At 56.7% G+C, this 21,905-nt stretch carries 16 protein-coding genes and 1 other RNA gene; 3 read left to right on the forward strand and 14 right to left on the reverse strand.

The features are described 5' to 3' along the window. Positions 1 to 25: 25 nt before the first annotated feature. Positions 26 to 1,027, reverse strand: a complete 1,002-nt coding sequence (gene trpS, locus D7X94_RS03075) for a tryptophan--tRNA ligase (protein ID WP_120426229.1) — start codon at positions 1,025 to 1,027, stop codon at positions 26 to 28. 469 nt (positions 1,028 to 1,496) lie between these two features. Further along, entirely contained in the window at positions 1,497 to 2,684 is a 1,188-nt protein-coding gene (locus D7X94_RS03080; RefSeq protein ID WP_120426230.1) for an aminotransferase-like domain-containing protein, read from the reverse strand. Between the two features lie 383 nt (positions 2,685 to 3,067). Here D7X94_RS03080 and erm point away from each other — a divergent pair, with 383 nt between their 5' ends. Continuing rightward, positions 3,068 to 3,841, forward strand: coding sequence for a 23S ribosomal RNA methyltransferase Erm (erm, locus tag D7X94_RS03085; RefSeq protein WP_158590874.1), 774 nt, complete (start codon positions 3,068 to 3,070; stop codon positions 3,839 to 3,841). Between the two features lie 39 nt (positions 3,842 to 3,880). On the opposite strand, the gene D7X94_RS03090 is transcribed toward erm, so the two are convergent. The 8 genes from D7X94_RS03090 to D7X94_RS03130 form a co-directional block, all read right to left on the reverse strand. Continuing rightward, positions 3,881 to 5,239 carry a PFL family protein gene (locus tag D7X94_RS03090; protein ID WP_120426232.1) on the reverse strand — a complete coding sequence of 453 codons (1,359 nt, stop codon included), beginning with the start codon at positions 5,237 to 5,239 and terminating at the stop codon, positions 3,881 to 3,883. Beyond that, positions 5,236 to 5,736, reverse strand: coding sequence for a GNAT family N-acetyltransferase (locus D7X94_RS03095; RefSeq protein WP_199714993.1), 501 nt, complete (start codon positions 5,734 to 5,736; stop codon positions 5,236 to 5,238). Before D7X94_RS03095 ends, D7X94_RS03090 begins: the two co-directional genes overlap by 4 nt. Positions 5,737 to 6,080: 344 nt before the next feature. Then, a complete protein-coding gene (locus D7X94_RS03100) occupies positions 6,081 to 7,061 on the reverse strand; it encodes a Gfo/Idh/MocA family protein (RefSeq protein WP_120426234.1) in 981 nt (326 codons plus the stop codon). Positions 7,062 to 7,074: 13 nt separating this feature from the next. Continuing rightward, positions 7,075 to 8,229, reverse strand: a complete 1,155-nt coding sequence (locus tag D7X94_RS03105; protein ID WP_120426235.1) for a Gfo/Idh/MocA family protein — start codon at positions 8,227 to 8,229, stop codon at positions 7,075 to 7,077. Between the two features lie 385 nt (positions 8,230 to 8,614). Next, positions 8,615 to 8,896, reverse strand: coding sequence for an ACT domain-containing protein (locus tag D7X94_RS03115; RefSeq protein WP_243111123.1), 282 nt, complete (start codon positions 8,894 to 8,896; stop codon positions 8,615 to 8,617). Between the two features lie 34 nt (positions 8,897 to 8,930). After that, entirely contained in the window at positions 8,931 to 9,209 is a 279-nt protein-coding gene (locus D7X94_RS03120) for a DUF6171 family protein (RefSeq protein ID WP_120426237.1), read from the reverse strand. 104 nt (positions 9,210 to 9,313) lie between these two features. After that, entirely contained in the window at positions 9,314 to 10,792 is a 1,479-nt protein-coding gene (locus D7X94_RS03125; RefSeq protein WP_120426238.1) for an alpha-N-arabinofuranosidase, read from the reverse strand. A gap of 318 nt (positions 10,793 to 11,110) precedes the next feature. Beyond that, positions 11,111 to 12,265 carry an aldo/keto reductase gene (locus D7X94_RS03130; RefSeq protein WP_120426239.1) on the reverse strand — a complete coding sequence of 385 codons (1,155 nt, stop codon included), beginning with the start codon at positions 12,263 to 12,265 and terminating at the stop codon, positions 11,111 to 11,113. A gap of 463 nt (positions 12,266 to 12,728) precedes the next feature. Between D7X94_RS03130 and D7X94_RS03140 the strand changes: the two genes are divergently transcribed. Continuing rightward, positions 12,729 to 14,255 carry a Na+/H+ antiporter NhaC family protein gene (locus D7X94_RS03140; protein WP_199714994.1) on the forward strand — a complete coding sequence of 509 codons (1,527 nt, stop codon included), beginning with the start codon at positions 12,729 to 12,731 and terminating at the stop codon, positions 14,253 to 14,255. A gap of 204 nt (positions 14,256 to 14,459) precedes the next feature. On the opposite strand, the gene D7X94_RS03145 is transcribed toward D7X94_RS03140, so the two are convergent. The 3 genes from D7X94_RS03145 to ffs all read right to left on the reverse strand — a co-directional run bounded on the left by D7X94_RS03145 (position 14,460) and on the right by ffs (position 16,118). Continuing rightward, the gene (locus tag D7X94_RS03145) at positions 14,460 to 15,416 is read right to left on the reverse strand and encodes a uroporphyrinogen decarboxylase family protein (RefSeq protein ID WP_120426241.1); all 957 of its coding nucleotides are present in this window, start codon (positions 15,414 to 15,416) and stop codon (positions 14,460 to 14,462) included. After that, positions 15,416 to 15,925 carry a hypothetical protein gene (locus D7X94_RS03150; RefSeq protein ID WP_120426242.1) on the reverse strand — a complete coding sequence of 170 codons (510 nt, stop codon included), beginning with the start codon at positions 15,923 to 15,925 and terminating at the stop codon, positions 15,416 to 15,418. Before D7X94_RS03150 ends, D7X94_RS03145 begins: the two co-directional genes overlap by 1 nt. A 95-nt stretch (positions 15,926 to 16,020) precedes the next feature. Then, positions 16,021 to 16,118: signal recognition particle sRNA small type (gene ffs / locus D7X94_RS03155), an RNA gene on the reverse strand. A 393-nt stretch (positions 16,119 to 16,511) separates the two neighbouring features. Between ffs and D7X94_RS03160 the strand changes: the two genes are divergently transcribed. Further along, positions 16,512 to 17,642, forward strand: coding sequence for an aldo/keto reductase (locus D7X94_RS03160; RefSeq protein WP_120426243.1), 1,131 nt, complete (start codon positions 16,512 to 16,514; stop codon positions 17,640 to 17,642). Between the two features lie 403 nt (positions 17,643 to 18,045). On the opposite strand, the gene D7X94_RS03165 is transcribed toward D7X94_RS03160, so the two are convergent. Next, on the reverse strand, positions 18,046 to 21,768 hold the full coding sequence (locus D7X94_RS03165) for an S-layer homology domain-containing protein (RefSeq protein ID WP_120426244.1): 3,723 nt from the start codon (positions 21,766 to 21,768) through the stop codon (positions 18,046 to 18,048). Between the last annotated feature and the right edge of the window lie 137 nt (positions 21,769 to 21,905).

Raw genomic sequence — 21,905 nt, forward strand, 5'->3', positions numbered from 1 at the left:
ACGCGGAAAAACTCGATTCGCGGGCTTATTGCACCAGCCCAACCTTTTTCATTACCTTGGAGAGGGTCCGCTGGGCGATGGCCTGGGCCCGCGGCGCTTGCTCCCGGTAGGTCTGCTCTAAAAAGGCCTTGTCCGCCACGATTTCCCGGTAACGCTCCTGAATGGGCCTCAGCTCGGCGATGACCGCCTCAGCCACAGCGGGCTTGAATTCGCCGTAACCCTTGCCCTCAAATTCCCGCTCGATCTCCTCAAAGGTCTTGCCGGTGACAGCGGCGTAAATACCCATCAGATTGTTCACGCCGTCCTTGCCCTCGCCAAAGCGTACCTCGCTGCCACTGTCTGTCTTGGCCCGCTTGAACTTGCGCATAATGGTGTCCGGGTCGTCCAACACAGAGATATTGCCGTTCTGGTTTTCATCAGATTTGGACATTTTAGAGAGGGGATTCTGCAAAGACATCACTCTGGCTCCGTGCTTGGGAATCATGGGCTCCGGCACGGTAAAGGTGTCCCCGTAGATACCGTTGAATCGCTCGGCAATGTCCCGGGCAATCTCTACATGCTGCTTCTGGTCCGCGCCAACGGGAACATAGTCCGCCTGATAAAGGAGGATATCAGCAGCCATCAGGCAGGGGTAGGTAAAGAGCCCGGCGTTGATATTGTCCGCGTGCTTTGCGGATTTATCCTTGAACTGGGTCATCCGGGAGAGCTCCCCAAACTGGGTGTAGCAATTGAGGATCCAGGCCAGCTCCGCGTGCTGGGGAACTTGGCTCTGAATGAAGAAAACGGTCTTTTCCAGATTCAGCCCCATAGCCAGCAAAAAGGCGTAAGCCTCTTTGGTGTACTTGCGCAGCTCAGCCGGAACCTGGCGCACAGTCAGCGCATGAAGGTCCGCCAGAGCATAGACGCAGTCATAGCCCTCCTCCTGGAGTTTGATGTGGTTGCGCAGAGCCCCCAGATAGTTTCCCAGGGTAAAAGTGCCGGTGCACTGGTACATACTTAAAATTCGCTTTTTCTCTTGGTTCTCCATATACTTTCCGCTCCTTTATTCTTGAGAGACCGCGTGTATCGTTAATTCCCTATATACAGCCGTTTTCTCAGTCATATGATATGATGCCCGAGGGAGGGGCAAAAAGCCCCCGCCCCGGCAGAGTTCTGCTGGGACAGGGGCGAAACGTTCTGCTCCTGCGGTACCACCCGGCCTGACGCGTTTTCCGCGTCCACTCAGCGCGCGCCCAGAGCCTGTGCAAGAGGCGCAGACCTCTTTTGCGCTAGCTTTTTTCACGGAGCGCCACTCCGTCTCGCCTACTCCGCCCGCTCCATGCCCGCGCGTTTCGGTCCGCCCTCAAAAGCCCATTCGGTTAGGGTGTCCCGCCGCGCTCCCACCGATACGCGGCTCTCTGACTGAGCGCCGCCCCAGCCTACTTACACTTTCTCACAGGTTTCTGCTTTCATTATAGCGGACGCCGCCCTGGTTGTCAAGCGGAACGGGAACAATCTCAGGCCATCTCCCGGGCCAGTTTTCCCAAAATCTCGATGCCTTCTCTCAACTGCTCATCTGTGGGCGTGGAGAAATTGATCCGGAAGCTCTGGCAGGCCTCGCTCTCATCCGTCAAAAACGCTGTGCCCGGCACCGCGCATGCCTTTTGCTCCGTACCCCGCCGGATAAATTCCAGCATATCGATGCTTTCTGGCAGGGTGCACCAGGCGAAAAGCCCGCCCTCAAAGGAGTTCCAGCTGATTAAGGGGGCAAAATGCTCCTTCATGGCGGCAGTCAACACGGCGGCCTTTCGGCGGTAGATGTCCCGCAGCCGCTGGAGGTGGGCCTCGTAACCGCATTCCGTCATAAAGCGGTGGCATACGATCTGCGCCCAGATATTGGAGTGTACATCCTCCCCCTGCTTGCAGACCACCATTTTCTGGATGATCTCCCGGGGGCCAATGGCATAGCCCACCCGCATGCCCGGGGAAACTACCTTGGAAAAGGACCCGGCATACATCACCACGCCCTCCTGGTCAAAGGACTTGATGCTGGGCAGGTCCTCCCCGGCAAAACGCAGGTCGCCATAGGGGTTATCCTCCAGAACGAGGACATTGTGGTCCCGGCAGAGCTCATAGACCTTTTTGCGCTTTGGAAGGCTCATGGTGATGCCAGAAGGATTCTGAAAGTTAGGGATGGTATAGAGGTACTTAATGTTCTTCTCTGTATCCAGGGCGTTTTCTAACCCCTCAATGGAAATGCCATCCGCTTCCATGGGAATCCCCCGGAGCTTGGCCTGATAAGAGCGAAAGGTGTTCAGAGATCCAATAAAGCTGGGGGCCTCGCAAAGCACAGTATCGCCCTCATTCAGGAGCGTCTTGGTGAGCAGATCCATCACCTGCTGAGCCCCGCTGGTGATGAGCACCTCATCGCTCTCTTTGCCCACTCCATGCTTTTCAGACATATACTTTTTCAGGTGCTCCCGCAAAGGAGCATACCCCTCGGTCACGCTGTATTGGAGGGCCTCGATAGGCGTGTCCGCCAAAAGGGAAGCGGAGATTTTCCGGATATCCTCATAGGGAAAAGCGTCTGGGGCGGGATTTCCGGCGGATAGGGGGATCATGCCGGGCGTGGAGGAATTCTTCAATATTTCCCGGATGGCCGAGGGCTTGAGGCTCTTGACCCGTTGGGAAAACTCATATTTCATGGTTATCTCTTCTTTCATCGGTTTTCATCAAATTATATTCTTTCCCGGCGAGAATGTCAACTTTTTTACGTTCTGTCGGCTTACAGAGAATTAGCTTTAGAACTGGCAAACTCGGTCCTAAAGTTAGGCGGCTTAGCCCCCTAGTTCAAAATATCTTTTTGAACTTAATGAACTATATGCCCTTGACAAAGCCACCCCGGCCGCTTATAATAAGACCATTCCTACTAGGAGGTCGCACGCTCCATTATGATTATTTGCACCGTCGCGAAATTGAGGAACGAATAAGGCTGGCGAATACAAAGAGCGGCTCTCTTCCGGAGCCGCAGATGTGTTTGCTGTGCCTTTTTTCGGGATTTCTATTTCACGAAAGAGGTGCTTTTTTCATGCCTGAAAATAAAAGACGCAGTCATTCCGCGCCCCTCTGGGCCTCTCAGAATTTTCTCACTAGCGGCCTGGTCATCAGCCGGCTGTTGGATACCGCCCAGATTTTCCCAGAGGACCTGGTTCTGGAGATCGGCCCGGGAAAAGGGCACATCACCCGCCAGCTTCTGGACCGGTGTAGCCAGGTAGCTGCCATAGAGGCCGACCCGGTCCTCTGCACCCGGCTTCGAGAGCGTTTTGCCGGAGAACCCCGCTTTTCCCTGCGCCAGGGAGACTTCCTGCAAACCCCTCTCCCCAAAAGGCCCTATAAGGTATTCGCCAACATTCCCTTTTCCCTGACGACCGCCATTATCCGACGCCTCACCTCCGCCTCCAATCCCCCCGCTGGGATCTGGCTGGTGGTAGAGCTAGGCGCGGCAAAGCGTTTCGCCGGCCAGCCCAGAGAGAACCTGACTTCCTTGAGCCTGCGCCCCTTCTTTCAGGTGCGGGTAGTGGCTGGCATCCCCCGCCGGGAGTTCCACCCGGCTCCCAGAGTAGACGCGGCCCTTTTGGAAATCCTTCCCCGGCAGATGCCGGACCTGCCTTTAAGCGAGCGGGAAGCCTACCGGAAATTTCTGGACCGCAGCTGGAAGCAGGGTCTGGAGAGCACCCTGACAAAACGCCAGATTTCTACCGCCCTGCGGCTGGCAGGCCTGCCCTCGCCAGGAGTGGATCAGAACATGAAATACGTTCAGTGGCTTTGCCTGTTCCGATGCTGGCGGGAGCGGGGCCGGTAATAGGCGGCTTTTTGCCCCAGGCAATCCGCCGGGCCAGGATCAGTTTTTCAGGCTCTGCAGAGGTGCGGGGATTTTCCCGCCTCTGCGGATAAATTTCTCCGGGGAAGCCATGTTTACGGGCATCACCGGGCCCTGGCCCAGCAGCCCCCCAAAGTCCAGCTCCTCTCCCGCCTGCTTGCCTACGGCCGGGATCACCCGCACGGCGGTGGTCTTGCTGTTCACCATACCAATGGCCGCTTCGTCCGCGATAATCCCCGAGATGATCTCCGGCGTCACGTCCCCGGGGATCACAATCATGTCCAAACCCACGGAGCACACCGCCGTCATAGCTTCCAATTTGTTCAGGGTCAAGCAGCCGCTACGAGCGGCGGCGATCATCCCCGCGTCCTCAGTTACCGGGATAAAGGCCCCGGAAAGCCCTCCCACGCTGGAAGATGCCATCACGCCTCCCTTTTTCACCGCGTCGTTCAAGAGGGCCAACGCCGCCGTGGTGCCAAAGCCCCCGCACTGTTCAATGCCCATTCCCTCCAGAATATAGGCCACGCTGTCCCCAATGGCCGGGGTGGGCGCCAGGGACAGATCCACGATGCCGAAGGGCACGTTCAGCCGGCGAGAAGCCTCCTGGGCAACCAACTGCCCCATACGGGTGATCTTGAAGGCTGTGCGCTTGATGAGCTCGGCAATTTCCGTCAGCGTTTTGCCCTCGCCCTCCTTGGCAATTGCCGCCCGCACCACTCCCGGGCCGGAGACGCCTACGTTGATTACGCAGTCCGGCTCGCCGGGCCCATGGAAGGCTCCAGCCATAAAGGGATTGTCCTCCGGAGCGTTGCAGAATACTACCAGCTTAGCCGCGCCGATGCACTCCCGGTCCGCGGTGAGCTCTGCCGCCCGCTTCACGATCCGGCCCATCTTCCCTATGGCGTCCATATTGATGCCCGCCTTTGTGCTGCCTACATTCACTGAAGAGCACACCAGCTCCGTTTCAGAGAGGGCTTGGGGGATACTTTCTATCAGCGCATAGTCTCCGGGGCCGAAGCCCTTCTGCACCAGGGCCGAGTAGCCCCCAATAAAATTCACCCCCACCGTGCGGGCGGCCCGATCCAGGGCTTTGGCGAAGCGAATAGGCGAAGCCCCCGGGCGGGCTCCCGCTACCATGGCGATGGGCGTCACGGAGATCCGCTTGTTGATGATGGGGATACCATACTGACGGCTGATGTCCTCCCCGGTTTTCACCAAATTTTCCGCGTACCGGCAGATTTTGTCATAGACCCGCCGGGCGGCGGCCTCCGGATCCGGTCCGGCGCAGTCCAGAAGGGAAATGCCCATGGTGATAGTGCGCACATCCAGGTTTTCGTTATCGATCATATTGATCGTCTCTAATATCTCATTGGTATTCATGCTTGACTCCCTCTCATGGTAATTTTCGATTGGTCCGGTGGACCCCAGGCCTTTTCCATCACATCCCAGCAGAGCACATCGCCATTTTCCTGGCGCTCCGTCCGGCAGTCCGTCACCCGGTAGCCCCGCTTCCAATAGAGGGCTTCCGCGGGTAGAGAAGCCTCCAGCCAAATTCTCCCCCAGGCCCTGCCGATGGTCCGCTCCGCGAAGTCCAGCAGAGCCCTGCCATAGCCCTTGCCCTGGCACTCCGGCGGCACATAGAGCCGGGTGATTTCGGCTCCGTGGAGAGTGACGGTGCCCACAGCGGTTTCCCCGTCAAACAGCAGCCAGACCTCCCCCGCCAGAATGTCCGGTAGAATCCTCTCGTCCTGGTGCCAGCGGAGGAAGAAATCCACCACGCCCTGGGGGTAATAGTGGGGATACACTGCCCGAATGGTGCGCCGGGCGAGTCCTCCCACCAAAGCCAGGTCCCCGGGGCCCGCTTTTCTGATATCCATGAACCTCTCCTTCCACATATAACGCCGCCGGGCTCCCCACACTTATCTTTCAAAAAGTACACTTTCTAAGAAGCTGTACCGATAGGATTTGTGTTATAGTAAGCACACTTGAAAATCGGTATACCTCTTTTGAGCTGCGTTAACTATACGATTTTCGAGCAAATTCAGTGGGGAGAAGCAATCTGGCGATCGGCAAGTTTTCACAACGCCACTCCCCGGCTGAATTTGCCGGAAAGGGAAATACAAACGCCTATTGGTACGACTTTTTAGAGTATGCGTTAGCCTCCGGGCACACAGTTCGTGCCCTTCGGCGACGCAGGGGCGTTGAATCTCGGCTCTCGCCGCTATCCCCGAAGAGCCCCTAGGACCAGATCCGCCTTCTCCGCGAAATCTAAAGCATCCGCCAAGGGAATCCACCGGCTCTCTGTTTTTCCAGAGCGGAGTAGGTCCACAAAATGGGCGATCTCATGGACGAAGCCCTCCTCCTGAGAATCCTGAAATTCCTCCAGCAGCCGGTTCTGATTGTCAAAAAGCCGCGCCTCCCGGGCACCGTAGAACACGCTCTGCTCAATATATCCCTTTGTCCCGCTGATCCGGGCGGTGGTGTCCATATGTCCCGCAATGGAGGCAAGACATTCGGCCAGAGCCCCGGGATATTCCAGCGTCATGGCCACGGTGGCATCCACCCCGGTAGGCCCTGGCAGCACCGTATAATGGAATTTCTCCGGTGGGGCCTCCAGAATGCCCGTTACATACTCATAGGGGTACACGCCGATGTCCAGCATGGCACCGCCTCCCACCTCCGGGTTCCAGATCCTATGGGACCGGGATTGTTCTGTACAGGGGTTACAGAAGCAGAACGCCGCCCGAATCAAGGTGACATCCCCAATCTTCCCCTCCCGGATCCATTCCTTGGCCTTCCGGTAGGCGGGCAGGGTCCGGGTCCAGAAGGCCTCCATCATGGGCACAGACTTCTCCCGTGCCAGGGCGATGACCTCCCTGGCCTCCCTGCTGTTGGTGAAAAAGGGCTTCTCGCAGAGCACCGCCTTGCCCACCAGAATGGCCTGCTTTGCGATCTGGGCATGGGTGGTATGTACCGTGGCAATATACACTGCGTCCACATTTGGGTCCTCCATCAGCTCCTGATAGTTCCCATAGGCCCGCACCGGTTTTCCTTGGCCGTGGGCCTGGGCAAAGGCCTGAGCCCGGTCCAAATTCCTGGCCGCGCAGGCGGCCAGCTCCGTGCCGGCAGAGAGCACCAGGGCTTTGGCGAACCGGGCGGCAATGCCCCCGCAGCCCGCGATTCCAAATCGAATATTCTCCATGGCTTTGCTCCTCTTAATAGGTCCCCTCGGTGGAGAAGGTGATGTCCGCCCCGGCCTTCTTCCGGGAGTTGGCCCGGCGTTTATTCAGCTCATTGAGGAAAAGCTCCTCGTCGAAGGGGATCCCCACCGGCTTTTGGAGCCAGCTGGAAAGGTGCATGGCGTTGGAGAGGGTCAGGCCGTTGATGCCCTCCCGGCCGTCCGCCACCAAAGGTTCTCCCCGGAGGATATTGGCTGCGAAAGCGTTTAGCACCCTCACATGCTGGGGATTCTCCCCATCGGTCTCCACCTGGAGCTTCTCCATCTCCGGCATGGCGAAGCCCTCTTTGGCCTCCCGGCAGAAGGTGCGCTCGTCCTCCTTCAGCTTCCAGAAGGTGAGTTTGCCGTCCTCGCACACCAGCTTGCCCAGGGTGCCGCTGACCTCGAACCGGTTGGTGCCTGGCGCGTCTCCGGTGGTGGTGACGAACACGCCTGTGGCTCCGTTTGCAAACTCCAGATAGGCGGTGACGTCGTCCTCCACCTCGATGTCGTGCCATTTTCCCTCCTGGCAGAAGGCCTGAACCTTTGTGGGCAGGCCGCAGATCCACTGGAGAAGGTCCAACTGGTGGGGGCACTGGTTCAGCAGTACGCCGCCTCCCTCCCCGTCCCAGGTGGCCCGCCAGTCTCCGGAATCATAATAGATCTGGGTGCGGTACCAGTCGGTGATAATCCAGTTCACCCGTTTCAGCTCCCCAAGCTCCCCCCCCTGAACCATGCGGCGCATCTCTCGGTACAGGCAGTTGGTGCGTTGATTGAACATCATACCAAACACCCGACCGCTCTCGTCCGCGGCGGCGTTCATCTCCCGCACGGCCTTGGTATATACCCCGGCGGGCTTTTCACACATCACATGGAGACCCTGCGCGAAAGCCTCCTTGGCCAGCACCGGATGCTGGTAATGGGGCACGGCAATGAGCACCGCGTCGCACAGGCCGCTCTGAATTAGCTGGCTGCCCTCGGTAAAAACCGCCACACCCTCTCCTAGCCGGCCTTTGGCCCAATCCCTTCGGGCTTCCCGCCGGTCCGCTACGGCGGCAAGACGAATTTCTGGGGTTTTCCCCGCAAGGATGTTCTCGCAATGCCCGCTGCCCATATTGCCTACGCCGATGATTCCCAGTCTCACTTGTTCCATTGTTCTGACCGCCTTTCGTGTATTGTTATGTATGCTTTTGGGGAGTGATGCGGAGTGGCCTTCGTACGCACAGGGTCTCGCCTGTCGGATCGGTCGGTTCGCAGCGTGTCTGCAATAGTTGGCTTTGTCAAGTATTCGGCAGAACGCTCACCCCACACCCTGCGAGCTTTTGAAAAAGCTCGACCAAAACTTTACGCGGGCCAGCTTTGCCCGATCCAACTGGCCTACGTAAAACTTTCGTGGTTTTTCGCCCATGACGTCAAGTTGCATACAACGCACTCCAAGGTTCACACTCATCCAAAAGTTCTGCGCTTTTGCGCAGCAAAATGATGTTCCCTCGAACAGCAAGCGAAACTTGGAGATTAGAAAAATGCTCCGCATTTTTCTATATCTTGTGCATAGAGTTAAAGATGTCCTCGTGCATCACATGGATTTTTAGCCCTAGTTCCTGTCCCAGTCCGTCCATCTGTTCCGAGAGCGCCGCCACGTCCGCCTGGGCTTTTCCCATATCTACCAGCATTACCATCACAAAAAGATCCTGTAAAATAGACTGCGTCACCTCTAGCACATTGATGCCGCTTTTGGCGCACATCTCCGACACCTTGGCCAGGATCCCCACCATGTCTTTGCCGATCACTGTGATAACCGCTTTCTCCATTTTTTCCATACTGTTTTCCTTTCTGATTCCAGAGGGAATCCCGCTATTCTTCCTGCTGTGGCCCCCATCGACTGTTGGGACAGGTCTGGCCCTTTTTCGCCGCCCTTACCTCCGCAAAGCAGCCGCATTGGGCGCACATGCCGTTTTTCAGGTCACCGCAGCTTTTGCAGATTGCCAACCGCCGGACGTATTCCTCGGTTGGGGCCTTCTGCTCCCGAGGGATATTATTAATGTACTGATAGATGGACTTAAAGTATTCGCCGTCCAGCTCGTTCAAAAAACAACGCTTGCAGGCGGGCCTGCTCTTTTGCTGAAAATCCATTGCGTCCTCCCGATGTGTCAGGTGTGTCAAGGAATATAGGGGGATAAAAAATTGTTCTTTTTATAGAGGGGCTTATTTTACCTGGCACACCTCGACACACCTTTCTACTTCACTAGGAACGCCGCCACGGAGCAAGCGGGTAACTTGGCCCTGAAGCCGTCCCCGGTCAACTCTGCGGCCAGGGGCGCGGGCTTGACAGCCTCTTCATTGCCGAAGTCATTGTACGCACCGCAGGCCCCGCTCAGCGCCTGGCTTTTCACCTCGCTTATCTTGCCCAAACCGGAAAGCGTGCAGTCCAGCTCCGCGCTGTCGGTATCGCTGAGGTTGGCCACGGTGACCAGCACCCCGCCCCCGCTCTCGCTGGCAGAGATGTGTAAGTTGGGGGCCTGATTCTCCCCCTCGCCAATGAGGGCAGTCTCCACATAGCTCTCCAGCTGCTTCGCGCCCTGATGGCCCTTGTACATCTCGAAAACGTGATAGGTGGGAGTCAGCAGCATTTTCGCGCCCTCAGTTAGGATGACAGCCTGCAAGACGTTCACCACCTGGGCAATGTTGGCCATGACCACCGTATCACAGTGGTTGTTGAAAATGTTCAGGTTGATGGCGGCTACCAGCGCGTCCCGCATGGTGTTCTGCTGATAGAGGAACCCCGGATTGGTCCCCGGCTCCACATCAAACCAGGTGCCCCACTCGTCCACGCACAGCCCCACCTGCCGGTCGCCCTGGTACTGCTTGATAATGCGGCTATGATTCTCCACCAGCTCCTCCATGCGCAGAGTCTTTGCGAGCGTGGAGAAGTACTCCTCCCGGGAGAAGCCCGTGGCTGGGCCCTTGTCGTTCCAGTCCCCCTCCCGGGGCACGGTGTAGTAGTGCAGGCTCACCGCGTCCACGCAGTGCCCGGCCCGTTCCATCACCGTCTTGGTCCAGTTGTAGTCCGCCACGTTGGCCCCGGAGGCTATCTTGTATATCTTGTGGTCGTTATCATAGTTGCGCATATAAGTAGCGTACTGGCGGCAGAGGTCAGCGTAAAACTCCGGGCGCATATTGCCACCGCAGCCCCAGGCCTCGTTGCCGATGCCCCAGTATTTCACGTTCCAGGGAGCATCCTGGCCGTTGGCCCTGCGTTCCTCGGCCATAGGGGACTGCCCGCCCATGTTGCAGTATTCGATCCAGTCGGAGAACTCCTGGACCGTGCCGGAGCCCACGTTGCCGGAGATGTAGGGCTCGCAGCCCAGCTGGCGGCAGAGCTCCAGGAACTCATGGGTGCCGAAGGAGTTGTCCTCGGTGACGCCGCCCCAGTTGGTGTTGACGATTTTCTTGCGATTCTCTTTGGGGCCAATGCCGTCCCGCCAGTGGTAGGTATCCGCGAAGCAGCCGCCGGGCCAGCGGAGCACGGGGATCTTCATGGCCTTGAGAGCCTCCACCACGTCGGTGCGCATCCCGTTCACGTTGGGGATATCCGAATTTTCCCCCACATAAATGCCGTTGTAGATGCACCGTCCCAGATGCTCGGAAAAGTGGCCGTAGATGTTGGGGTTGATGGCGCCTTTGGAGCGGTTTCCGTTGACAATTGCTTTTACCATAGTGATGTCTCCTTTTTATATTTATATATATTTATGTAGTTATGTAGTATTGAAAGGCCTCCGCCGCAAAGGGCGCGGCTACGGCAAGGTCGTGGGGTTTCGCCCCCACACGACGACCAGCTTAAGACCAGCTGGACCGGTCAATGTGTCTGGCTTTATCGCACACAGCCAACCAGGGCAAAGTTTTCGTCCACCTTTTTCAAAAGGTGGTGGGGGTGGAGGGGGCAAAGCCCCTTCCCCGCCGGAGGCCGTAAACATCGTCCCCAAAAACCCATTGGTCTTTCCCCTTGCGCCGGGCCCTTGTTTCTGATATAATGCTTATGCGCCAAAAATTTCCTTCGCCCTTTTCATATGCGCTATGACCTTCACTCCAAAGGGGCACCGGGCCTCGCACTGGCCGCAGGCCACGCAGTCTCCGGCTTTGGCGGAGAGGTCCCCGTAGTGCTCCCGCACCGTCTCGGGCACCGTGCCCTGGATCTCTGCCAGATCCGCGTACTTGTTCACCACGGCGATGTCGATACCGGCCGTGCAGGGGGCGCAGTGTCCGCAATACATACATCTGTCGGTGAAAGGGTGGGCCGGGCAGCCGCTGAGCAGGGCGCTATAGTCCTTTTCCTCCGGGGAGAGCCCGCAGTAGCCCACAGCCTCCCGCAGCTCCTCCACGGTGGCGGCCCCAGGCAGAACCGTAGCCACGGCGGGCCGGGTCAGGCAGTAGTGGAGGCATTGGGCCACGGTCATGGCCGCGCCAAAGGGGGAGGCGGTCTCGTTCAGCAGGGCCCCGCCGCCGAAGGGCTTCATCACCGTCAGGGCCACGCCCTGGCTCTCGCACAGGCTGTAGAGCTCCCGGCGTTCCGGGTCGGTGCAGGAGAGCACGTCCGGCGCGTCGTAGCTCCCCTTGTCAAACAGCACGTTGATGTCCTCGCTGGGGGGCAGGATGTCGTAGGCCGGGTTCACGCTGAACATGATCACGTCGATGAGCCCGGTTTTCACCGCCTGAATGGCGATTCTGGGGTTGTGGGTGCTCAGGCCCAGATGCCGAATCCTTCCCGCGTTCTTTTGCTTCCGGGCAAATTCTATCACCGGGCCCTGGAACACCGCGTCGAAATCCTCCTGCTGGTCGATAAAATGGATCATGCCCACATCTATGTATCCGGTGTCCAGGCGGGACATTAGGTCCTGGAACGCCGCTTCCACCTGGCCCATCTCCCGAACGCGTTTGTACTGGCCGTCAACCCAGGCGGAGCACAGATGGGCCTGGAGAATAAACTTTTCCCGGCGTCCCCGCATCCCCTGGCCGAAAGCGTCCCGCACATGGGGCTCCGGGCTGAACAGGTCAAAATAGTTGACACCTGCGGCAATGGCCGCGTCCAAAATTTTCTGGATAGCGCCGCCGTCCATCTTTGCCAGATACTCACAGCCCAGGCCGATCTCGCTGACCCGCAGACCCGTGCGCCCCAGTACTCGGTAGTTCATGAAACCATCTCCTTTGTGTGAAATGCTCGGAAACTATTTGATTATTTTTTTGTAGTAATACGGTGTGGCCTCCATGCGCACAGAAGAGTTCGCAAGCGAACTCTCGCGCATTCCGGCAAGGTCGTGGAGCTCTGCTCCACACCTCGCCAGGGGCCTAATGCCCCTGGACCGCGTAACGCAGTATAGTTGGTTTTATCGCACACAGCTAACCAGGGTAAAAGTTTTTGAGACTTACCGAAGGTAACGTCTTAAACTTCTTTTCAAAAAGTTTGGCGGGGTGAAGGGGGTGAGCGTTCTGCCGGATACTTGGCAAAGCCAAGTATTGCAGACAAAGCTGCGAACCGACCGAGCCGGCAGGCGAGACGAACCCCTCCCCGCCAGAGGCCATCATCACCTCTCAACCAGTATACGGCAAATCCGCATAAAAAACAAGCCTCAATCCAAACATAAGGAGGAATTGCAGATGGGTTTGGAAATGATCCACGCGGGCTGGCTGTCCATTCTGCCGCCTGTGGTAGCCATTGTTCTTGCTCTGCTCACAAAGGAGGTCTACTCCTCCCTGTTCCTGGGAGTGCTGACCGGGATGTGCATCTACAGCTTTTCCACCAAAGGGGGGATTTTGCAGGCGGTCACCTATGTGTTTGACATGATGGCCGGCAAAATCGGCCAGAATGGATACATGATCATCTTTCTGGTTCTACTGGGCTCCCTAGTCGTAATTGTCACCCGGTCCGGCGGCACAGCCGCCTATGGGCAGTGGGCCATCCGGCGCATTCAGACCAAGCGCAGCGCCAAGCTGACCACGGCCCTTTTGGGCCTTCTGATCTTCCTGGACGACGGTTTCAACTGCCTGACCGTGGGCACCGTTATGCGCCCCATCACCGACAAGCACCGGATTTCCCGAGAAAAATTGGCCTACCTTCTGGACGCTACCGCCGCGCCCATCTGCATCATCGCCCCCATTTCCAGCTGGGCGGTAGCCGTTGCCTCAGAGGTGGAGGAGGCCGGGGGACTTAATGCCTTTGTCCAGACCATCCCCTATAATCTCTATGCCATCCTTACGATCGCCATGGTGCTGTTCCTCAGTGCCACCAGCTTCGATTTCGGCCCCATGAAAAAGGCTGAGGAGGAACTCCAAAGCCTGCCCCAGCCCACAGAACAGGAAAGCGTCCAGGCCCGGGGCACAGTGCTGGACCTTGTTCTGCCTATTGCAACCCTCATTGTCACGGCAATCCTCGGCATGGCCTATGTGGGAGGTTTCTTTGAGGGCGTGGGCTTTTCGGAAGCCATTGGGGAGAACCCTGTGGCCGGACTGACTCTGGGCACCTTCGCGGGGCTTTTGGTGGCGCTGTGCATGTATCTGCCCCGGAAGCTCATGACCATGCAGGAGTTCGTCGCCGGCATTCTGGACGGCATCAAAACCATGATCCCCGCCCTGACCATCCTGATTCTGGCCTGGGCTCTGGGGGGTGTATGCCGGGAAATGATCGGCACCGGCAATTTTGTCAGCCAGGTGGTATCCGGCGGGGGCCTCTCCTTCAGCCTGATTCCCGCCATCGTATTCGCGGTGGCGGCGTTCCTCAGCTTCTCTATGGGCACGGCCTGGGGAACCTTTGGCATTCTGCTTCCCATCGTCTCCATGCTCTGCACCGGCCCTGAGGGCGCAGAGGTGCTGATCCCCTCCCTAGGGGCCACTCTGGCGGGCTCCGTCTATGGCGACCACTGCTCCCCCATCTCCGACACCACCATTCTGGCCTCCACCGGGGCCCAGTGCGACCACCTGCGCCATGTAGAAACCCAGCTGCCCTATGCCACACTGGTGGCGGTGGTCTGCTTCTTCGGATATCTGGCGGCTGGGTTTGCCCGGAATCCTGTTGCCGCCATTGCTGTCTCGCTGGCTCTGCTGGGCCTGGCCTTCGCCGCCATCCACTTTTTGCAGAAGCGGGCGGACCGTGTTGGCCAAACCGCTGGAAGCGGCCTTAAGCAATGATATCATAACCGCACTTGAAAATCGGCAAATGCGATTTTCAAGCTGGGCGGCTGAGGAGGTCACGACCTCCCCGCCGGGTTCAAAAGAGGTGATTCTACCTTTTTTGAACTGCGTTAACTATAATCTTAGAAGCCGAAAAAGCCCTCCCAAATGGGGAGGGCTTTTTCTATAGTCATTTTTGATGGGGCCGCGTATGCAACCCTCTCAGACCCTTTCCCGGGCCAGCTCTCCCACCCGGCGGATGACTTGATAGGGTGTGGAGGCGGGCAGGGTGCAGTCCGCTCCCAGAAGGAAGCCGCCTTCCCGTCCTCCCGCGATCAGTTCCCCAGCGGCCCGCTCCAGCTCTGGCAGAGCGGAAAGACTCCACTGACTGCTCCGGTTGCCGAGGCCTCCCATCACCGCCTTGCCGGAAAACAGACGCTTCCCCTCGTCCAGAGCAAGAGGGGCCTCGTAGACGCCCCAGTTCACCACATGGGCAGGGTAATCCCGGTAGCGCTCCATTACCAGGCCGTCCTTGCAAATGTGCAAAAAGGCATGCATTCCTGCTTTTTGGATCTCCAAGAGAATCCGCCGGTCAAAGGGCTCGATCCACCGGGCAAATTCTTCGTCTGTGAACCAGCGGCTTTCCCCGCCCAAAGCCGCATAGTAGACTCCATGGATCCCCGCCTCTGCGTATTCTCTCACCAGCTGGCACTGGCGCCGGGTAAGCTCCTCCATGGCCTCCAGCACAGGCCTTTCCTCCTGACGCAGGTGCTCTGCCAGCCGGGTGCGGGCCCCCTCATATCCATAGAACTTCTCCATGGGGTGAATAGCAGAGGCAGTGATTCCGTGGAGGGTGCCTAGAAAATAGGCGTCCTCCTCCACCCGGGCCAGGATTTTCCCGGTAAATTCTCCCTGGGCCTCCACAAACCGGCTCTCCCGGCAGGCGGCGGCTACTTTGGACCAGTCTCCGGGGGAGGGGATTTCTCCCACATAGGGAGCAAGATTTTCATTCATAATTTTGCAGATATCCAGATCTGTCTCTTGGAAAAAGCGGAGATGGCTCTCCACCCCAGCCTCTCCTGCCTCCTCCCCTTTGGGGAAATGCATGGAAAAACCCGCCGGAACATGATCCGGCCTCTGACCCTGGATTACAGCCAGTACTCGTTCCCGTTTTGTCATCAAGACGCCCTCCATTTCAGCACTCTGGATTTCAGTTTTTCCGTAGCTTCCTCATCAATAAGAAAAGAATACCCTCTGGGAAGCTCGGCAATCGAGCTAGCGTACTTCAGAAAATTTTTCTGAGAAGTTTCGTTGCCCTTGTTAATGTATCCTCTCATGGTGCGGAAGCTGTGGCTTTCTGTTTTGAAAAGAGTCTGGAAAAGTCCCAGCAAGAGGATGGGATTCCTTCTGGAGTCCTTCTTGATCTCAATGTCGCACACGGTCAGCTGGTGATTTTCAATGGTATAGATCAAAAAGCCCCGGCGCCGGCCGTTTTTGCCTTCGGCAATCATCCTCCAATGGGGATGCTCCGTCCGGAGATTATACTGAATCCATTCATTCCTGTTCTCCTCCGTACCCATGTCCTCGCCAAAAATGTAAGACAGATTGTCCACGATGGTATCCAAAAGCTCCTTTGTCAGCGCTTCCTGCGAAAGGACCTCTTTCTGACAATAAACGTGAAAATCCATAAGCGCCTCCCTTCCTATATGAAAACCGGCTTCCGCTGTCTCGAGCACGGCCTCAGCACATGCCCCCAGGGAACTGCAAAAAAGGGGAATATGTGGACGGACAGGCAACCTGCGTCGCCCAAGAGCTTCCGCTTAATGCTGCTCGGTTCCCCGTCTGACATGGTTCACGGCTTCCTGCCGCGCAGACCTGTCCGCCCACATATTCCCCCAGAGCTTTGCCCCAGATTGAATAAAAATATTATAGCACCTTTCTTTCTTTTTTGCAACTGGATTTTTTATGGAGGAGCGTCCAAAAGAGGAGTTAACGAAAAAATTTCATGGTCCCTCAAATACTGGTTTTGGACCCTCCCCAACGGCAAAACCAGTTGACGCCGCGCAATCTTTAGTGATATAATATAGTTAATTTCCTATAGACGCCTGTGAAAAGCCTACCGTTCAAAAGGCTTTTATGGCGTCAGAATTCAGGAGACCAGCGCCATGAGGAAACGTGTCTTTTTAGAAAGCCGTAGCTCCGAGTTGCCCTTCGTATCGCCGCAGTGCTATGAAAAGCCGCAGTATAAAACCATTATGAATAAGGAGAATTGCCATGATCTACAAACCATTCAAAGACCTGAAGCTCTCTGCCCTGGGTATGGGCACGATGCGTCTGCCCACGACCGGCGGAGACGATGCCCAAATAGATGCCGCCGCCACCCAGGAGATGGTAGACTACGCTCTCTCCCACGGAGTAAATTACTTTGATACGGCCTGGGGCTATCATAGCGGAAACTCCGAGCTGATTATGGGTGAGGCCCTAAAGCAGCATCCCCGGGAGAACTTCTACCTGGCCACCAAATTCCCCGGCTATGATCTGGCCAATATGCCCAAGGTCAAGGAGATTTTCTCCCAACAGCTGGAGCGCCTGCAAACCGATTATTTCGACTTCTACCTCATCCATAACGTCAATGAAATGAACATCGACGCTTACTTAAAAGAAGAAGAATACGGCATCTACTCCCATCTTCTGGAGCAGAAAAAGGCTGGAAAAATCCGCCATTTGGGCTTCTCCGCTCACGGCAGCGTGGAAGTTATGCGCCGGTTTCTGGAAGCCTACCACGAAGGCATGGAGTTCTGCCAGATCCAGCTAAACTATATTGACTGGACTTTACAGGACGCCCAGGCTAAGATGGAACTGCTGCGGGAATACGATATCCCGGTATGGGTTATGGAGCCTGTACGGGGCGGGCGGCTGGCAAAGCTCTCGGAAAAGGACGAACAGACCCTTGCGGCTCTTCGTCCCCAGGAAAAACCGGTAGCCTGGGCTTTCCGGTTTTTGCAGAGCATGCCTGAGGTGGTCGTTACCCTTTCCGGCATGTCAGACCTGGAACAGATGAAGGAGAACATCGCGATCTTCGAAGAAGAAAAGCCTCTGACCGACTCTGAGATGAACTCCCTTCTCCACATGGCGGCGGGGATGATGGACGGTCTTGTTCCCTGCACCGCCTGCCGGTACTGTGTGGCCCACTGCCCCAAGGGGTTGGACATTCCTAAGCTCATCGGGCTTTATAACGATCTCAAATTCACCGGCGGCGGGTTCATTCCTCGCATGGTGGTTGGCACTTTGCCGGAAGATAAGAAGCCTTCGGCCTGTGTCGGCTGCCACAGCTGCGAAAAGCTCTGTCCTCAGCAGATCAAGATCTCGGAGGTCATGACAGATTTTACGGACAAGCTGAAGTAGACTCAAATGCCTGTCAGTTATTAAGGCTGAACATGCTCTGTTATATTGACTATATCTGAGCGGCCCACACAGCATCCGCGCATCTTCCAAGGCTGCTCGGCTAACGCATAGAAATATGTCTGAAAAGCACTCATTCTTGCCTTATCTCAAAGGTCAAGAATCGGTGCTTTTTTCTTTGAAAACAGGGCCGCGTCAGGATAATCTCATAGCGGTAAGCTGCCTTGCCCTTGACAGATCGGCTGATATAAAAAAGCGAGGCCGCCGCCTTGGCGCCTCGCTCTTTGTATACTCTTAAAACCGATAGTATAAGTTAACGCAGTTCAAAACAAGCAGAATACCTTTTTTCGACCAAGCGGAGCGGTTACTGTCCCCTGAGCCGCTCCACTTAAAAACCGGAAAGGACTCATTCGTTTATGACGATATACTTCATCACCATCTGTGCCGCTTCTGCCCGGGTTGCCTCTCCTTTGGGGTCCAGGATTTTACCTGGCTTGCCGCCGACAATGCCCTTCTCTGTGGCCCAGCACAGCGCCTGTCGGGCGTAGCTGCTGGCCTTATCCGCGTCTTTATACTCAAGCGTGGTATTGGCAGGCTCGGGACTTCCTGCATACCGCCAGAGCATTGCCGCCAGCTGTTCTCGGGTGATGGGGTCGTTCGGCCCAAATTTCCCGTTGCCGTATCCGCCAACGATCCCCTTTGACGCAGCCCAGCTTATTGCTCCAGCATACCATTGTTCGGGGGCCACATCCGTGAACTTGCCTGTGACGCTTCCGCTGGGCCTGCCCTCTTTGTTGTAGAGGAGCTGGGCAAACTGGGCCCGGGACAGGCTGTCGTTTGGCCCGAACTTTCCGTTGGCGTAACCTGCCATCAGGCCCTGCTTGCAGACAAACTCAATGGCCTCGATATACCACTCGGTATCGCTCACATCCGGGAAGGGGTTCTCCCAGGGCTTGGGCGAGGGCGAAGGCGTGGGAACCGGGGTGGGCGTCGGGGTGGGCGTCGGGGTGGGAACAGGCGTGGGCGTGGCCGCCTGAACCGGCGCGAATTCTCCCTTGACGGTCACGTTCCGGCCGGGCATCCGGAAGGTGTATTTGCCGTCTTTTTCGGCAAACCCTATGGCGTTGCCCTGGCTGTCTGTGACGGAGAGGCTCTCCAATTTCCAGCCGTCCTCCGGGGCGGCGGTAATGGTCACCGTGCCTCCCGCGTAAATACTGGCGGGGCTGGCCTCCAGGCTGCCGTGGGCGCTCTCCTCCACGTTCACGCTATAGTAGCTGACAGGGGGCGGGTTCCCGCCGCCGCCACCGCCTCCGGTGCTCTTCAGCTTGTAGCCGATGGCCACGGGGCAGAGGGTGGTAAACTTGCATCTAAGCCCGTTTTCGGTGGGGGTCACGTCCTCCAGGGTCTCCATCTCGCCATACCGGTTGTTCGCCTTGTCAACCGGCAGGTGGGCCACGGTGTATATGTAGCTGCTCCACTTGCTTGTGTCAACCCCGGGCGGATATGGGAGAAGGGTCACGATCCCGTCCGGGGGGATTTCTGTGGCGTCCTGCCAGACCCCGTGTTCGTCTTTCTCCTGCAGCGTTACATCGTAATAGGCAATGCCTACCCCCTGGCCTGTGAGGACTTTCTTCACCTGTGTCTCCAGCGCCGCTTCAATCTTCTCCTCGGTTCCATATTCCGGATCGGCGGTGTTTAATGGCGTCACGCCGGGCGCTACCTTCACCTGCTGGCCCTCCTGGGGCGGCTCCAGGGGATACATCTTGCTCACAAGGAGGGTCTGCCCATAGCTGGCCGTGCCGGTGTAGTTGCCAATGCCGGTAACGGTGATGGTATACTCTCCAAAGGTGGTGATCTCCTTTGGGGAAAGGGTGTAGTCAACGTCCTCTGCCAGCTTCAAAGCGCCGACGCCGCTGCCCAGCGTCACCTCCACCTCCGGGGCAAAGCTGGGGTTTTCATTGTCAAGGGTGATGAAGCTGCTCTGGGCGTTCTTCAGGCTCACCGCGGCCTCGGAAATGTCCTTGGGCCTTATCTCAAGGCTGCCGGTGGCCTTGCCGGTATAGTTGCCCTTGCCGGTCACCGTCACCGTGTAGACGCCGGCGCCGCTGGTCAGGAGGCCGTCAGCCGCCACAGGCGCCCCGTCTTTCGTGTAGGTAACGTCATAGCCCGCGGGCTCTACCTTTTGGCCGTTCAACGTAACGGTCTGGATGACCTTTGCAGGATCGAAATTGCCGTACTCCCAACCGGGTGCTGTCACCTCCGCGCGGGAGATGTCGCCCTGGGTGACATTAACCGAGAAGCTGATACCATCTATGTATACACCTGTTTCTGCTTTGCCAAGAGGGTATACCTTGCACCTAACGCTATAATACTTGAACCCACTATCGCCCACATCCATGCCAGCCGTCGTGGTGTCCAGAACAAGGAAAGAATCGTCAGCGGCGAAGGTAGCACCATCCCACCTTGTCCACTCATATTCCCAGCTATCGGTTCCCTCGCCGGGGTTTATGCTCAGGGTTACCTTCTTGCCATACTCCACCGAGGGATTTGTGGTCGGCTGATAGAATCCCTTGTTCAGCACTTTCCCGCAGTCCTTGCACTCTACGGAAATATATGGAAGATCGTAGATTGATTGTTTGTTGCTGTGGGGGCAGGGGATTACTTTAACCCGATTTATACCTGCATCTGTGGCTGTCTCTAAATTCTGGACTTCAGAACCAGTGGAGCTTTTTACCAATTTGCAGCCTTCGGCCAGGATATCCTTCAGGAAGGTGTTTGTCTTCTCTATTTTTATTTGGAGGAACGTCCCGCCGGAAAGGGATACTTCGCCGTCCTTTATCAGAAGGCCACAGCCATCATTAGATCTAGTTACTGCAATTTTCCCGCCGGAAACGGACAGGCTGCCGCCTTGGATCACAAGCCCATTTTGGGAGGTGGAACTCACAGTCCCGCCAGAGACTGTAACGTTTCCCGAAGATATTATTGCATCCCCCCGGGATTGCAAGGTGCCGCCCGCCACGTTCAGCGTGCCGCCCGCCTCCACATTGACAACGGTTCCCCGGAAGTCCTCTGGCAGGTTTAAAAATGTGCCGCTTTTCAGGGTGAGGGACGCGCCGCTTTTCACATTGATGGTGGTTTGGGCGCCACTGGCGTCTACCTCGTGTTCGCCGCCCACCAGAATAATCCTCTTGCCGGCCGGGATATCCAGGGGACTGCTCCCCACATCCACGTCGGCCAGAAGGGTGATAGTGGCAGGTTCGCTGCCACTTGAGGAACTCTGTACAGAGTTGACGGCCTCTTGCAGGGTGGAGAATGTCTTGTCGCCGATCTGCGCCACGGGGTCGCTTTCCACCGGGGCCGGCGCCACAGTGACCGTAAGGGTGACGGGGGCGGCGGTGATGGCGGAAAAGCTCACCGTGCATTCAGCTGCCCCAGCTTCCGGAATTTCGCTTGTGGTTGCTGTGGCGTTTCCGGCGGTCACGGCCTTAATGACATAGCCCGAGGCGGCGGTCAGCTTCGCCGGAGTGGATGTGTTGACAAATTGATTGTTATCTCCCTCTAGACCGGTCGATTTCGCCGCAAGCGCGACGTTTGCCGTGCCGTCGGCCAGCTTTGCATGGTAGTAGACTACACCAGGACCATAATACCCTACGCCAACTGTACCATTTTCGAGATTATAGACAGTCCCAGGGGTAGAGCCATAGCCGTCTGAAGTACTATTTTCTCTGACTGTAGCTTCGTTATTATATATGATGCCGTAGTTTTGCGCCACAGTACCCTTATTGGAAAGAACAATACCGTCAGCAAGATTATTTATGATATATTTGCTGTTCGTTTCAACTGTATCCTTGTTATCTGTTATATTCCCCGCATTGGTGGTAACAGTGCCATTGTTCGTCTCAATAACCCCATTAAATGTAAACATATCGTTTGCTTCTTTAAAATTGTTGACAATCGTACCATTATTGGTGTTAATCTTTCCTAGGTTCTTTTGCACAGTGTCCCCCTCGGCAACCACGTCTATTGTGGCATCTTTTGGGTTTTCACCATTATCTGCTGCCCCCGCGCCAACCGGCAGCATGCCCACGCAAAGCAGCAGGCTGAGCAAAATACTGACGAGCTTCTTCATGATGATACCTCCTGAAATTTTTTAGAAGCTGTACCGATAGGATTTGTGTTTCGATTTTCGAGGAAATTCAGTGGGGAGTAAGGCGTGAAAGCGCCGGCAATCAGACCATTTATGGTCTTGCGATTCGGCAAGTTTTC

This window comes from Acutalibacter sp. 1XD8-33 (assembly GCF_003612555.1).
GTDB lineage: Bacteria > Bacillota > Clostridia > Oscillospirales > Acutalibacteraceae > Acutalibacter.